This is a genomic window from Pseudomonas sp. JL3 (assembly GCF_031570575.1).
Lineage (GTDB): Bacteria > Pseudomonadota > Gammaproteobacteria > Pseudomonadales > Pseudomonadaceae > Aquipseudomonas > Aquipseudomonas cucumis.
On record NZ_JAKWJK010000012.1, the window covers coordinates 21,223 to 35,074 of the forward strand.

The 13,852-nt window shown below is 57.7% G+C and carries 11 protein-coding genes and 1 pseudogene; 3 read left to right on the plus strand and 9 right to left on the minus strand.

The window, feature by feature from the left end:
* From cyoB to MMG91_RS19585, 9 genes and pseudogenes are all read right to left on the minus strand, one after another.
* On the minus strand, nt 1-2,031 hold the full coding sequence (gene cyoB, locus MMG91_RS19545; protein ID WP_305448295.1) for a cytochrome o ubiquinol oxidase subunit I: 2,031 nt from the start codon (nt 2,029-2,031) through the stop codon (nt 1-3).
* A 3-nt stretch (nt 2,032-2,034) separates the two neighbouring features.
* The gene (gene cyoA / locus MMG91_RS19550) at nt 2,035-2,979 is read right to left on the minus strand and encodes a ubiquinol oxidase subunit II (protein WP_305448294.1); all 945 of its coding nucleotides are present in this window, start codon (nt 2,977-2,979) and stop codon (nt 2,035-2,037) included.
* Between the two features lie 829 nt (nt 2,980-3,808).
* Entirely contained in the window at nt 3,809-4,318 is a 510-nt protein-coding gene (locus MMG91_RS19555) for a disulfide bond formation protein B (RefSeq protein ID WP_310660430.1), read from the minus strand.
* Nucleotides 4,319-4,343: 25 nt separating this feature from the next.
* Nucleotides 4,344-4,505: pseudogene (locus MMG91_RS19560) on the minus strand (ester cyclase); the annotation flags it as partial.
* A 197-nt stretch (nt 4,506-4,702) separates the two neighbouring features.
* Nucleotides 4,703-5,155 carry a molybdopterin synthase catalytic subunit MoaE gene (gene moaE, locus MMG91_RS19565; protein WP_305448292.1) on the minus strand — a complete coding sequence of 151 codons (453 nt, stop codon included), beginning with the start codon at nt 5,153-5,155 and terminating at the stop codon, nt 4,703-4,705.
* A gap of 3 nt (nt 5,156-5,158) precedes the next feature.
* On the minus strand, nt 5,159-5,401 hold the full coding sequence (locus tag MMG91_RS19570; RefSeq protein WP_310660431.1) for a MoaD/ThiS family protein: 243 nt from the start codon (nt 5,399-5,401) through the stop codon (nt 5,159-5,161).
* Nucleotides 5,398-5,871 carry a cyclic pyranopterin monophosphate synthase MoaC gene (gene moaC / locus MMG91_RS19575; RefSeq protein WP_305448290.1) on the minus strand — a complete coding sequence of 158 codons (474 nt, stop codon included), beginning with the start codon at nt 5,869-5,871 and terminating at the stop codon, nt 5,398-5,400. Before moaC ends, MMG91_RS19570 begins: the two co-directional genes overlap by 4 nt.
* Before the next feature lie 231 nt (nt 5,872-6,102).
* Complete coding sequence (locus MMG91_RS19580) at nt 6,103-7,497, minus strand: PhoH family protein (protein WP_310660432.1); 1,395 nt, start codon at nt 7,495-7,497, stop codon at nt 6,103-6,105.
* A gap of 336 nt (nt 7,498-7,833) precedes the next feature.
* A complete protein-coding gene (locus MMG91_RS19585) occupies nt 7,834-8,958 on the minus strand; it encodes a polysaccharide deacetylase family protein (protein WP_310660433.1) in 1,125 nt (374 codons plus the stop codon).
* Nucleotides 8,959-9,219: 261 nt separating this feature from the next.
* Here MMG91_RS19585 and yaaA point away from each other — a divergent pair, with 261 nt between their 5' ends.
* The 3 genes from yaaA (at nt 9,220) to alg8 (ending at nt 13,828) form a co-directional block, all read left to right on the plus strand.
* Entirely contained in the window at nt 9,220-9,999 is a 780-nt protein-coding gene (yaaA, locus tag MMG91_RS19590; protein WP_310660434.1) for a peroxide stress protein YaaA, read from the plus strand.
* A gap of 820 nt (nt 10,000-10,819) precedes the next feature.
* Nucleotides 10,820-12,136 (plus strand): nucleotide sugar dehydrogenase, encoded by a 1,317-nt coding sequence (locus MMG91_RS19595; protein WP_310660435.1) that lies wholly within the window; start codon nt 10,820-10,822, stop codon nt 12,134-12,136.
* Nucleotides 12,137-12,346: 210 nt separating this feature from the next.
* The gene (gene alg8 / locus MMG91_RS19600; protein WP_405046551.1) at nt 12,347-13,828 is read left to right on the plus strand and encodes a mannuronan synthase; all 1,482 of its coding nucleotides are present in this window, start codon (nt 12,347-12,349) and stop codon (nt 13,826-13,828) included.
* Nucleotides 13,829-13,852 lie beyond the last annotated feature (24 nt).

Consider the following 13,852-nt stretch of genomic DNA (forward strand, 5'->3'; position numbering starts at 1 on the left):
TTAAGCCTGTTCCAACGAGGTTTCAACACGGGTGGCGGTGGCTGGAACTTTCCCGGCCGCTACCAGACGCTTGTGCTGCTCGGCTTCGATGCGCTCGATCACGTCGACCGGCACCATATAGCCCTGATCATCACGTGCAGCATGGATAACGAAGTAACCCACGGTGCCGACCAGGCTAACGATGGCCAACCACCAGATGTGCCAGATCATCGCGAAACCGAACACGGTCAACAGAGCACCCATGACCACACCGGTGGCGGTGTTGTTTGGCATGTGGATCGGCTCGTACTTGGCCGGAGCCTTGTACGCGGTGCCGTTTTCCTTGGCTTCGGTGAACGGGTCGATGGTTTCCGCTTTTGGCAGCACAGCAAAGTTGTAGAACGGTGGTGGCGACGAGGTCGACCACTCCAGGGTATGGGCATTCCACGGGTCGCCGTGTTCGCACATGTTCTCTGGCTTGTTGCGATCACGCACGCTGACATAGAGCTGGATCAGCTGGCAGGCGATACCGACGGCAATCATCACCGCACCGAACATGGCGACGTACAGGTACGGCACCCACTCAGGGTTGGTGGTGGCGTTCAGACGACGGGTCATGCCCATGAAGCCCAGTGCATAGAGCGGCATGAACGCGACGAAGAAGCCCGAGATCCAGAACCAGAATGCAGCCTTGCCCCAACCTTCATGCAGCTTGAAGCCGAACGCTTTCGGGAAGTAGAAGGCGAAGCCTGCGATGTAACCGAATACCGCGCCGCCGATGATCACGTTATGGAAGTGAGCGATCACGAACAGGCTGTTGTGCAGAACGAAGTCAGCACCCGGGATGGCCAGCAGTACGCCGGTCATGCCGCCGATGGCGAAGGTCACCATGAAGCCCAGGGTCCACAGCACTTGGCTGGTGAAACGCAGACGGCCCTGGTAGATGGTGAACAGCCAGTTGAATAGCTTCACCCCCGTCGGGATCGAAATCAGCATCGTCGCCAGACCGAAGAAGGCGTTGACGCTGGCACCCGAACCCATGGTGAAGAAGTGGTGCAGCCAGACCATGAAGCCCAGGATCGAGATCGCGCCCGATGCGTAGACCATCGAGTGGTGGCCAAACAGACGCTTGCCGGTGAAGGTCGAGATGACTTCGGAGAAGATCCCGAACGCCGGCAGAATCAGGATGTAAACCTCGGGGTGACCCCAGGCCCAGAACAGGTTGACGTACATCATCGGATTACCACCAAGTTCATTGGTGAAAATGTGGAAATCCATGTAACGGTCAAGCGTCAGCAGCGCCAGGGTAGCGGTCAGGATCGGGAACGAAGCCACGATCAGAACGTTGGCCCAGGTGCAGGTCCAGGTGAAGATCGGCATGTCCATCAGCTTCATGCCAGGGGTACGCATTTTCAGCACGGTGGCCAGGAAGTTGACCCCCGTCAGCGTCGTACCTAGCCCGGATAGCTGTAGCGCCCAGATGTAATAATCCATCCCCACGCCCGGGCTGTATTGCAGGCCCGACAGTGGCGGATAGGCAACCCAGCCGGTCTTGGCGAATTCGCCAACGCCCAGGGACAGGTTGATCAGCACCACGCCGGAAACCAGCAGCCAGAAGCTCAGGGAGTTCAGGAACGGGTAGGCAACGTCACGCGCGCCGATCTGCAGCGGCACTGCAAGGTTCATCAGGCCGGTGAAGAATGGCATCGCCATGAAGATGATCATGATCACACCGTGAGCGGTGAAGATCTGGTCATAGTGTTCAGGTGGCAGGTAGCCAGGCGAACCCTCGGTGGCCATCGCCAACTGGGTACGCATCATGATGGCGTCGGCAAAACCGCGCAGCAGCATGACCATGGCGACGATGATGTACATCACGCCGATTTTCTTGTGGTCGACCGAGGTCAGCCACTCGGTCCACAGGTAGGTCCACTTCTTGAAGTAGGTGATTGCAGCGAACAGTGCCAGACCACCGAGCGCGATCATGGCGATGGTCACCATCACGATCGGCTCGTGGAACGGGACCGCTTCCCAACTTAATTTACCAAACATCGTTTACTCCTCTGCCCCGGCAGCTGAATGCGAGTTCATGTCCATTCCTTGCGTAGCGGCCACTTCTTTCTCTTTCTTCTCGTGCTTCACCTTCGGACCCGGTTTCATGCCTTCGTACTTGTCGACGATGATCTGGAACAGGTTCGGTGTGACCGAGGAGTAGAGCTCGACTGGGTTGTTCTGGCTTGGCTTGGAAAGGGCTTCGTATTCAGCTTTTTCAAGCTGTTTAGGTGCCTTTTTGACTTCGCTTACCCAGGCGTCGAAATCTTCCTGAGAGGTGGCGATCGCTTTGAACTTCATGCCGGTGAAACCCGCGCCGCTGTAGTTGGCGGAGATACCGTCCATTTCAGCGTTCTGGTTGGCGATCAGGTGCAGTTTGGTCTGCATGCCGGCCATCGCGTAAATCTGGCCGCCCAGGGCCGGGATGAAGAACGAGTTCATCACGGAGTCGGACGTCACCTTGAAGTTGATCGGCGTGTGGGCCGGGAACACGATCTTGTTGACCGTGGCGATGCCTTGCTCCGGATAGATGAACATCCACTTCCAGTCCAGCGCGACCACTTCAATGGTGATTGGCTTGACGTCGGATTCCAGCGGCTTGTAAGGGTCAAGCGCGTGGGTCGACTTGTAGGTGATGTAACCCAGGGCAATGATGATCAGTACCGGGATCGTCCACACTGCGATTTCGATCTTGGTGGAGTGCGACCACTTCGGCGTGTAGACGGCGTCTTGGTTGGACGCGCGGTATTTCCAGGCGAACAGGAAAGTCATGACGATGACCGGCACGACGACCAACAGCATCAGCAGCGTTGCGGTGATGATCAGGTTTCGCTCATCCAGGCCGACCTGGCCCTTAGGGTCGAGCAAGGTCATGTTGCAGCCTCCCAGCAACAACGTGCCGAGCAGCGGCAATAAGCCTAGTAGTCTGGGGTACCTGTTTTTACTCATCTCACGACCTCTAAAGCAGCTTGCGCAATGCAGTTGGGTTTTGATCGCCAACACTTCACCCTGCCAAGGGTTGGCATTTTTCTTGGATTGAATAAGGGCCTGCCCGTCGCGCGTCAGACGCTGTTCGACAATTGCTGGGCCTGCGGTGAGTTCTTATTCGAATTCGTGGTCAAGGGCCTTGTTACAGACCAATTCCATTTGGTGCGGATAGTCGGAAGGCACCGACACCTGGGAGTCGCATGAAGCCATCAGGCCTCTCGACACCCTAGTTCTGCTCATGCACCTGAGTAAGGGTGAGCAGTGCCGGGAATTCAGTGCGGGCGATTGTAGATATGTAACGATTCATAAACCATGTCTCATCCCGAAATAATTTTTATCCGATCCGACAACAATCAGTAACGGCTTTTGCAAAAGTGCGCCATGGTATCGAAATTCATTCTCAACAAAAACACCAAAAAATGTAGGTCTACCACGCGAAGTTCAGACAGCTTCCAAGGCTCTGCGCTCGCCTTCGACCCTGCTCTACCCCCTATGCGACAAGGGCTTTGGCAATTTCCCAGGCCTTGTTAAAACTGCCTGTTTCGACTGACGAGTATTGAAACCGGCAGCGCCTGGAAGAGCAGGTTTTTGGTGCGAAGCGATGCCCTGAACCAGCGATTTGAAATGCCTTGCGACACTCAAGCTGTGACAACATGTCGCATACGTGTCGCACCCTTCCTTGTCGAGCATCAAGGTCTTTTTACTTGGCCTGCGAATATGCAAAACGCCCCGGCCTCTCAACGAGAACCGGGGCGTTTTTTTGTTTCCTGCAACGGTACGGCGGACAGCCTCAGCGTAGCGCTTTGCGGTTACGCGAAGTGAGCAGCGGCACCAGCACCACGATCAGCACGAACGCCAGCAGCGCCCATTGTGCCAGGGACAAGCCGAGGATCGGCGGGTACGGCGTAGAGCAGAAGCCATCGACCTGGAAGCCCAGCGGGAAGATCTTCGCCAGTGGCAGGCCGTCGACGATGGGTTGCAGCACATCGATGCCGCAACTGACCGCAGGATAAAACTGGGTATAGACGTGATGCCCAGCCACCCCGACGCCCGCAATGGCGCAGATCACCACCAGCGCTTCGAACAGCGTGATGCTGCGGCGGGTGCGCGTCGCCGCGCCGATAAAGGCGAACAGCGCAATCAGCAACAACGCGTAGCGTTGCAGGATGCACAGCGGGCACGGTGCCTCGCCCAGAGCCACTTGCATGTACAGCGCGCCACCGATCAGCGCCAGGCAAATAATGCCCAGCAACACCAGATAGCGCCGTTCACGTCCCAACCGCATCGTTTCCTCGCTCATCGCGTTTCCCTTTTGTGTCTGTGGATCAGCTCGCTGACGGCTGCGCTTGCAGTTGCGGCATCAGGCTGATGTTGTCTTTGATACGCCAACTGGCGGCAATGCGACCTTGTCGATCTGATATCGGTTGCCCGGAAGTCTACACGCTGACCCGATCTTTGAGAGCCTTGAACGACCCCTGATCCCGGCCTTCGGGCGGCAATGCCGTTCACGAGAGTCTTGAGTCAGTGAACGCCTGTGGCGAGGGAGCGCTCAGATTTTGGGGCCGCTGCGCAGCCCAGCGCGAGCAAGCTCGGCTGCCACAAGGAAGAAACGATAAACCGGTTAAGAACGGATTAACTTTCAAGTGTTTTTCAAGCATCGAGCCCGTAAGGAAGGATCGGTTGCTTACTGCTTCCAGCGATCTGCCGCCACATGATCGCTGTCACGCCCTTCCACCCAGCGCGGCCCATCACGGGTGTTTTCTTTCTTCCAGAACGGCGCGCGGGTTTTCAGGTAGTCCATGACAAAGGCACAGGCATCGAACGCCGCCTGACGGTGGGCGCTGGCGGCGCCGACGAAAACGATCGGCTCGCCCGGCTCCAGGGCGCCGATGCGGTGCAACACTTCCAGCTTCAACAGCGGCCAGCGCTGCTCGGCCTCCGCGGCAATCTTGCCCAGGGCTTTTTCGGTCATGCCCGGGTAGTGTTCCAGAAACATTCCGGCGACGTCGAGGCCGTCATTGAAGTCGCGCACGTAGCCGACAAAACTCACCACCGCACCGACGCCCACATTGGCCGCGTGCATGGCGTTGACTTCAGCGCCCGGGTCGAACGGCGTGGACTGCACGCGAATCGCCATGGTTCAGCCCCCGGTCACGGTCGGAAAAAACGCCACTTCATCGCCATCGCTCACCGGTTCGTCGAGTTGGCAGAGATCTTCGTTGCGGGCGCACATCAGGTTCTGCTCGCTCAGCACTTCGGCGCCGTCACGCTGGGCCAGCAGCGCGCGCACATCGTCGATCGTGGCGAAATCACCTTCGACCTTCACCGACTCCACGCCGAGCGCTTCACGGTAACGGGCGAAAAACTTCACAGTCACGTTCATGGCTGATCCGCCTGGAAATGGCCGCTCTTGCCGCCGAGTTTCTCCAGCAGCCGCACGCTCTCGATGGTCATGCCGCGATCCACGGCCTTGCACATGTCATAGATGGTCAGCGCCGCGACGCTGGCGGCAGTCAGTGCTTCCATTTCGACGCCGGTCTGCCCGGACAACTTGCAGCGCGCCACGACGCGCACGGTGTCGACACCTTCAGCACTGAGTTCGACCTTGACGCCTGTGAGCATCAACGGGTGGCACAGAGGAATCAGATCGCTGGTTTTCTTCGCCGCCTGGATGCCGGCAATTCGCGCCACGGCGAACACGTCACCCTTGGGATGGCCGCCACTGACGATCATCTGCAGGGTTTCGGGCAGCATGCGCACCAGCGCTTGGGCCGTCGCTTCACGGAACGTCACGGCTTTTTCAGTGACGTCGACCATATGGGCGCGACCTTGGGAATCGAGATGAGTCAGCACAGAGTTACTCCTGATCAGGAGCATCGATTGTAAACCTGTGGGTCAGATTTCCGCACGTTTGATTATGCGTTTACACCGAACCCTGTGGGAGCGTGGCTTGCCCGCGATGCAGGCGCTGCGGTTCAACAGGGACACCTCGGTGATGCCATCGCGGGCAAGCCTCGCTCTTACAGGTTATGTGTCTGGCATAAAAAACCGGGCGACCATTAGGCCGCCCGGTTCTGGTGAGGGTTACAGATGCGATTCGGCGTATTCGGCCAGAATCGAGCGTGGCACCCCTTGCAGGGTGATATGCACCCCGTTGGGGAAGTCCTTGAAGCGCTCGGTCAAGTACGTCAGCCCGGAGCTGGTCGCGGACAGGTAAGGGGTATCGATCTGCGCCAGGTTACCCAGGCACACCACTTTGGAACCGGCACCGGCACGGGTGATGATGGTTTTCATCTGGTGCGGCGTGAGGTTCTGGCATTCATCGATCAGGATCAGACTCTGCTGAAAGCTGCGGCCTCGAATGTAGTTGAGGGATTTGAACTGCAACGGCACTTTGCTGAGGATGTAGTCGACGCTGCCATGGGTGCTTTCGTCGTCCATGTGCAGCGCTTCGAGGTTGTCGGTGATGGCGCCGAGCCAAGGCTCCATTTTTTCCGCTTCGGTGCCGGGCAGGAAGCCGATTTCCTGGTCCAGCCCCTGCACGCTGCGGGTGGCGATGATGCGCCGGTAGCGTTTGCTGACCATGGTCTGCTCGATGGCCGCCGCCAGGGCCAGGATGGTTTTACCGGAACCGGCCGCGCCGGACAGGTTGACCAGGTGAATGTCCGGATCAAGCAAGGCGTACAGCGCCAGGCTTTGATAGATGTCACGCGGTTTCAGGCCCCAGGCTTCCTGGTGCAACAGAGGCTCCTGATGCAGATCGAGGATCAACAACTTGTCGACCTGGATTTCCTTGATCCAGCCGACAAAGCCCTGTTCGTCGATGATGAACTCGTTGACGTGTACCGCGGGCAGGTTGTCGATCAGCTGCACCTGGTGCCAGGTGCGGCCGTGATCCTGCCGGGTTTCGACTTTGCTCACCCGATCCCAGAACGAACCGGTCATGTTGTGATAACCGTTGGGTAGCAACGAAACGTCGTCGACCAGTTGGTCGGTGCTGTAGTCCTCGGCCGCAATCCCGCAAGCCCGGGCCTTGAGGCGCATGTTGATATCTTTTGTGACCAGCACCACGGGCAGTTTTGCATCGCGCGCGCGCAGGTCGATCAACTGGTTGATGATGATGTTGTCGTTCAGATGCTCGGGCAGAATGATGTTTGGCTCAGCGCGCTTGCTCATCAGAATTGACAGCAAACCCTTGGGCCCACTCTTGCCGCGCTGGATCGGTACGCCGAGTTCGACGTCTTCGGGGCTGGCATCGCCCAAAGTCTTGTCGATCAGGCGAATCGCCTGGCGGCATTCCGCGGCAACGCTGTGATGCCCGCTCTTGAGCTTATCCAGCTCTTCAAGCACGGTCATCGGGATGGCGACGTGGTGTTCTTCGAAATTAAGCAGGGCGTTTGGATCGTGAATCAATACGTTGGTATCGAGTACATAAAGGATTGGCTGGTTGGAAGAAGGGCTACGTCCGTGATCATCCATACTCGGTCACCTTTGTGGGAGCCAGTCGACGCAGTACCATGACAGTGCTGCGCCTCGAAGTGGCCACCGAATTCACCTGCGAGGAGTCAAGTGAACTGCACACAAACTGGGTCTTGGGAGACGCCACCTGTGTTGCAGGTTTCGGCGGTCTGTCTTCGTAATACTCCAAAACATGTGACAGAAAAAAGCACTTTGACGTTTTTTTGAAGTTTATTTTTCAGAGTGACGAATAGCCCTTGGCGTGCAGGCAATGTGCCGTTAAAGTCGGAAGTCCGCCTGCACCGATTTCTCTCCAGAAATAGCCCTTCACCCAATGTTTACGGCCTTTTGCCGTTTTCAGCGAAACGCGTCCTGACAGTCTGCCCAACCGATCCCGCTTGGCGCCGTTTGCGTAATGAGCCAAGGCATCGCCGTTTTCAGCGCATCCTGCTTCACATTGAAATTGATCACCCCATGCCGCCACAGCAGCATCAGGGTTAACACCCGTTGCGCGCTCTGGCTGCCCTTGAGCTTGCCGGAACCGTCCTGGGCATCGATATCCCACAATGCCACCTGCAAGCCCTGAGACTTGAAGAAGCCCTCGGCATCGGATCGACGTTGACCATCGGGCGGGCGAAACAGCGGCACGTAATTCTCCGGCAGTTTGCCTTTGACCAGCTCGACGCTGCGTCGCACCGAGTCCTGCCAGTCTTGCCAGTGGCTGTGGGAGCGAAACTCCCAGCCTTGCACACCAACGCATTGTTGCGAATAAGTCCCTTGCAGGCTGGCTACCGAGCGCTCGGACAGACGGGCCTGAATGTCCTTGCCGAGGACGAAGAACGTAGCGCTCATGTTCGACTTGCGCAGGTACTCGGTGACCCAGGCGGTGTTATCTGGCGTGGCATTGGCGGCGCTGTCGAAGGTCAGCAGGAACAGCCGGTCATTCATGGCATCGCCATTGCGCTCATAGTCGCCAAAACGATCGACTTCGCTGCTGGTCTGCGGAAACAGCGCGGCCTTGCGCAACTGCTCATCCAGGTACTGGGCGTGGAACAACCGGCTCGGCTCGGCCCACTTGATGTAATAGCTGTCGTCGCTCACCTGAAACTTGGCCGCTTGCCCTCGCAAGGTGGCCATGTCCTCGACCAGGAAACAGAAGGAGGCATCCTGATCACAACTCTGCTGGGCGAAGTTGTAATTAGTCAGCAAACGCTGCCACATGCGCTGGCGCAGCTGGTTGACCGACTCCAGATTGAGGGTGCGCAGGCCCAGGCGTTGAGCCAGGCTCGCTTCATCCAGCGATTCGCTGGCCAGCAGAACACGGGCAAACATGAGGATTTCGGCCCGCGATGCGACGTCAAACAGCGTCGGGCTGCTGATCTGCTCAGGCCAGGTGCTGCGATCAAGCGTCGCCACATCGCCCGGCGCCGCCATGGCGCCAAAGCTCAAGAGCAAGGCCGAGAATAGAAAAACGATACGCAATGGGATGTCTCCATAACAAAACCCGCGCGGCACTATAGCTGATCGCCGGCCCCATGATCGTTCCCACGCTCTGCGTGGGAATGCAGCCCGGGACGCTCCGCGTCCCTGCCGAAGCGGACGCGGAGCGTCCATTGAGGCATTCCCACGCAGAGCGTGGGAATGATCAGGGTGTACCCACCACCGATCACCTATGGACTTGATAGCTGGAGTCAACACAGACAACCCCCTAGAATCGGCGCCACGATTAAAGGAGACGACTTCATGCTGATGGTGATTTCCCCCGCCAAGACCCTCGATTACGAAACACCGCCGGCGACCCAACGCTTCACTCAGCCGCAATACCTCGATCATTCCCAGGAGCTGATCCTGCAACTGCGCGATCTGACGCCGGCGCAGATCAGCGAGCTGATGCACGTCTCCGACAAAATCGGCGGCCTCAATGCCGCGCGTTTCGGCAGCTGGACCCCGGCCTTCACCCCGGCCAACGCCAAGCAGGCCTTGCTGGCATTCAAGGGCGACGTGTACACCGGCCTGAATGCACAAACCTTCAGCGAAGCCGACTTCGATTACGCCCAACAACACTTGCGCATGCTCTCCGGCCTGTACGGCCTGCTGCGCCCTCTGGACCTGATGCAGCCCTATCGGCTGGAGATGGGCACCAAACTGGCCAATGCCCGTGGCAAGGACTTGTACGCCTTCTGGGGGACGCGGATCAGCGAATGGCTGAACGAAGCCTTGGCCGATCAAGGCGATGACGTGCTGCTGAACCTGGCCTCCAACGAGTACTTCTCGGCGGTCAAACGCAGTGCCTTGAACGCGCGCATCATCAATACCGAGTTCAAGGATCTGAAGAACGGCCAGTACAAAATCATCAGTTTCTACGCGAAAAAGGCTCGCGGAATGATGAGTCGCTTCGTCATCGAAGAACGCATCAATGATCCGGTCGACCTCAAGCAGTTCGACGTCCAGGGTTATCGCTACAGCGCCGAACAGTCTAAACCGGACAATCTGGTGTTTCTGCGCGATCACGCACCAGAGTAAATAGACCTGCACTCATTCAGCGCACGACATCTATGACTTTGTCGTGCGCCATCCCTTTGATCGTCGAACAATCCCCCATCTTTTCGCCGCCTTATTGACGCCAAAAAAACAGCACTTCATTTTCTAACTTTTGTTTCACTCGACAGCTAGCAAATTTTTCAGTAGTGGCACTGAAATTTTTTATTCGTAGTGGCAAAAAAGTACCCAAGGCAATAACCCCCCCATATATAAAGGGCCAAACGGCAAGTGCTATCAATATGAAAGCAGTGCCATCTTTTTCACTATTTCAAGAAATTTCAGAATTCGCGATGGGCGGACAGGAACTATGTCCAAATGCGCCGCTCATACCACCGGTAACGATTCTCTCCGTGATTGTGCGAGATAACTTACACAGACAAGAGATCCATATAGCGAAGTTGTCACACATACTTGGGCTTACTGATCCCTTATTTGGGCAACACATGAAGGACAGGAGATAACGCACCATTACTATCCCCTACAAGGCCACGGCTGCGCCCCTATAAACGTGCTCACCTGAGCACCCAACCGCTTGATTTACGGGCTGTCGAGCCTGACATTGAGCGCGCAAGACCTTTGCACGGAGTCCTCTTAAAAGAGGATCGGCTGCATAACAGGGCAAGTCATAACAATAAGGCCTAGTTGCGCACATCTTGAGTGCACTTATTTAGACACTCGGAACTTAGTATGCCTGCACACGGCATTGTGGCGCCTTTTAAGTCGCACTTGCGAGTGCACTATGACCGCTGAACACCATTAACTCCGGCCATGTAATGGCTTGATAAACACAGAGGTAATTGCGATGCGCATCAGCATATTTGGTTTGGGTTACGTCGGCGCAGTATGTGCCGGTTGCCTGTCTGCACGGGGCCATGACGTCGTTGGCGTCGATGTTGCCAAAGACAAAATCGATATGATCAACGCTGGCAAATCGCCGATCGTTGAACCGGGTCTGGGCGAACTTCTGCAGAAGGGTATCGAGACGGGCAAATTGCGCGGCACGACCAACTTCGCCGAGGCGATTCGCGACACCGACCTGTCGATGATCTGCGTCGGTACGCCGAGCAAGAAGAACGGCGATCTGGAACTGAACTACATCGAAGCCGTGTGCCGCGAGATCGGTTTTGTCCTGCGTGACAAGACCACCCGCCACACCATCGTGGTTCGCAGCACCGTCCTGCCGGGCACTGTCGCAAACGTTGTCATCCCGATCCTCGAAGACTGCTCCGGCAAAAAAGCCGGCGTCGACTTCGGCGTAGCGGTCAACCCTGAGTTCCTGCGTGAAAGCACCGCGATCGCCGATTACGACCTGCCGCCAATGACCGTTATCGGCGAGTTCGACAAGGCCTCGGGCGACGTTCTGCAGTCGCTGTACGAAGAGCTCGACGCGCCGATCATCCGCAAGGACATCGCCGTTGCCGAGATGATCAAGTACACCTGCAACGTGTGGCACGCCACCAAGGTGACCTTCGCCAACGAGATCGGCAACATCGCCAAAGCCGTCGGTGTCGACGGTCGTGAAGTGATGGAAGTGGTCTGCCAGGACAAGACCCTGAACCTGTCCCAGTACTACATGCGCCCAGGCTTTGCGTTCGGCGGCTCTTGCCTGCCAAAAGACGTCCGCGCCCTGACCTACCGCGCCGGTTCCCTGGACGTGGAAGCACCGCTGCTCAACTCGCTGATGCGCAGTAACGAGTCCCAGGTGCAGAACGCGTTCGACATCGTCTCCAGCCACGACAAACGCAAAGTCGCCCTGCTGGGTCTGAGCTTCAAGGCCGGTACCGACGACCTGCGCGAAAGCCCACTGGTTGATCTGGCGGAAATGCTGATCGGCAAGGGTTACGACCTGAGCATCTACGACAGCAACGTCGAGTACGCCCGTGTCCACGGTGCGAACAAGGATTACATCGAGTCGAAGATCCCTCACGTCTCGTCCTTGCTCAATTCCGACTTCGACGATGTGATCGCAAACTCCGACGTGATCATCCTCGGTAACCGTGACGAGAAATTCCGCGCTCTGGCGCTGGAAGCTCCACACGGCAAGCAAGTGGTCGACCTGGTTGGCTTCATGTCCAAAGCCACCAGCGTCAGCAAGCGCACCGAAGGTATCTGCTGGTAACACGCCTGTAGGAGCTGTCGAGTGAAACGAGGCTGCGATCTTTCCCGAGGCACTTGAGTCCTGAGTGAACCCAAAAAGATCGCAGCCTGCGGCAGCTCCTACCGGGATTTCTGGCGTCATCCAGAGCGGGGGTCGCCAGTTTTCACAGGCCTGCCTTAACCCCATCGGGCCACCCCACAGGCTCGCCCGAGATCGAGACGGATGCAGATTATGCACAGGCTAAAGCACGGCCTACTTCAGGCCGCCGGTTGGCTGTTTTACCTAAGTTTACTGATGGGCATCGCCATGGCGCTGCCTGCGTCCACGTTCGACTCCGAGTCGAAGGACTTCATCTTCCTGATCGGTATCGTCGGTATCTGGCGCTACTCGATGGGTGCCACGCACTTTCTGCGCGGCATGCTGTTTCTGTACGTGGTCTACCCGCACCTGCGGCGCAAAGTGCGCAAGCTGGGCAAAGCGGCAGACCCGTCCCATGTGTTTCTGATGGTCACGAGCTTTCGTATCGACGCGCTGACCACCGCTCAGGTCTACAGCTCGGTAATCCGCGAGGCCATCGACTGCGAACTGCCGACCACCGTGGTCTGCTCCATCGTGGAAATGTCCGATGAGCTGCTGGTCAAGAGCCTCTGGAAACGCATGAACCCACCGCCACGGGTCAAACTCGACTTCGTGCGCATTCCCGGCACCGGCAAACGCGATGGCCTGGCCTACGGTTTCCGCGCCATCTCACGCCACCTGCCGGACGACCGCGCCGTGGTTGCCGTGATCGATGGCGACACCGTATTGGCCGAAGGCGTTGTGCTCAAGACCGTGCCGTGGTTCCAGCTGTTCGGCAACGTCGGCGGCCTGACCACCAACGAGTTCTGTGAAGTGCGCGGCGGCTACATCATGAGCGAATGGCACAAACTGCGATTCGCCCAGCGCCACATCAACATGTGCTCCATGGCCCTGTCCAAGCGCGTGTTGACCATGACCGGCCGGATGTCGGTATTCCGCGCCACCGTGGTCACCAACCCGGACTTCATCGCCGATGTGGAAAGCGACTCGCTGCAACACTGGCGCCTGGGCCGCTTCAAGTTCCTCACCGGTGACGACAAGTCGAGCTGGTTCAGCCTGATGCGCCTGGGCTATGACACTTTCTACGTGCCGGATGCCGCGATCCATACCGTGGAGCACCCGCCCGAGAAGAGCTTCATCAAGGCCAGCCGCAAACTGATGTTCCGCTGGTACGGCAACAACCTGCGGCAGAACTCTCGCGCCCTGGGTTTGGGGATGAAACGTCTCGGCCTGTTCACTTCGGTGGTGCTGTTCGATCAGCGTGTATCGATGTGGACATCCTTGCTGGGCCTGACCGTGGCAATCCTCGCCACCTTCAAGTATGGCAGCGCGTTCATCCTGGTTTACCTGCTGTGGATCGGCATCACCCGCCTGATCCTGACCGTGCTGCTGTCCTGCTCCGGTCACCGGATCGGCCCGGCTTACCCGGCGATTCTCTATTACAACCAGATCGTCGGCGCGCTGGTGAAAATCTACGTGTTCTTCCGCCTCGATCAACAGTCCTGGACTCGCCAGCCCACTTCTCTGACCCGTGATCTCGCCAGCTTTCAACGTTGGTTCAACACTTGGTCGTCTCGGACCATGACCTTCTCCGCCGGCAGCATTTTTGTCGCCGTGCTGCTGATGATGGTCTGACCGAACTCGCCTGAATTAACTAGG

Coding starts and splice junctions, on each gene's coding strand:
- MMG91_RS19570 (WP_310660431.1), bottom strand. CDS start 5,401: ATGAACGTGACTGTGAAGTTTTTCGCCCGTTACCGTGAAGCGCTCGGC.
- MMG91_RS19595 (WP_310660435.1), top strand. CDS start 10,820: ATGCGCATCAGCATATTTGGTTTGGGTTACGTCGGCGCAGTATGTGCC.
- MMG91_RS19555 (WP_310660430.1), bottom strand. CDS start 4,318: ATGAGCGAGGAAACGATGCGGTTGGGACGTGAACGGCGCTATCTGGTG.
- cyoB (WP_305448295.1), bottom strand. CDS start 2,031: ATGTTTGGTAAATTAAGTTGGGAAGCGGTCCCGTTCCACGAGCCGATC.
- cyoA (WP_305448294.1), bottom strand. CDS start 2,979: ATGAGTAAAAACAGGTACCCCAGACTACTAGGCTTATTGCCGCTGCTC.
- yaaA (WP_310660434.1), top strand. CDS start 9,220: ATGCTGATGGTGATTTCCCCCGCCAAGACCCTCGATTACGAAACACCG.
- MMG91_RS19580 (WP_310660432.1), bottom strand. CDS start 7,497: ATGGATGATCACGGACGTAGCCCTTCTTCCAACCAGCCAATCCTTTAT.
- moaE (WP_305448292.1), bottom strand. CDS start 5,155: ATGGCGATTCGCGTGCAGTCCACGCCGTTCGACCCGGGCGCTGAAGTC.
- alg8 (WP_405046551.1), top strand. CDS start 12,347: ATGCACAGGCTAAAGCACGGCCTACTTCAGGCCGCCGGTTGGCTGTTT.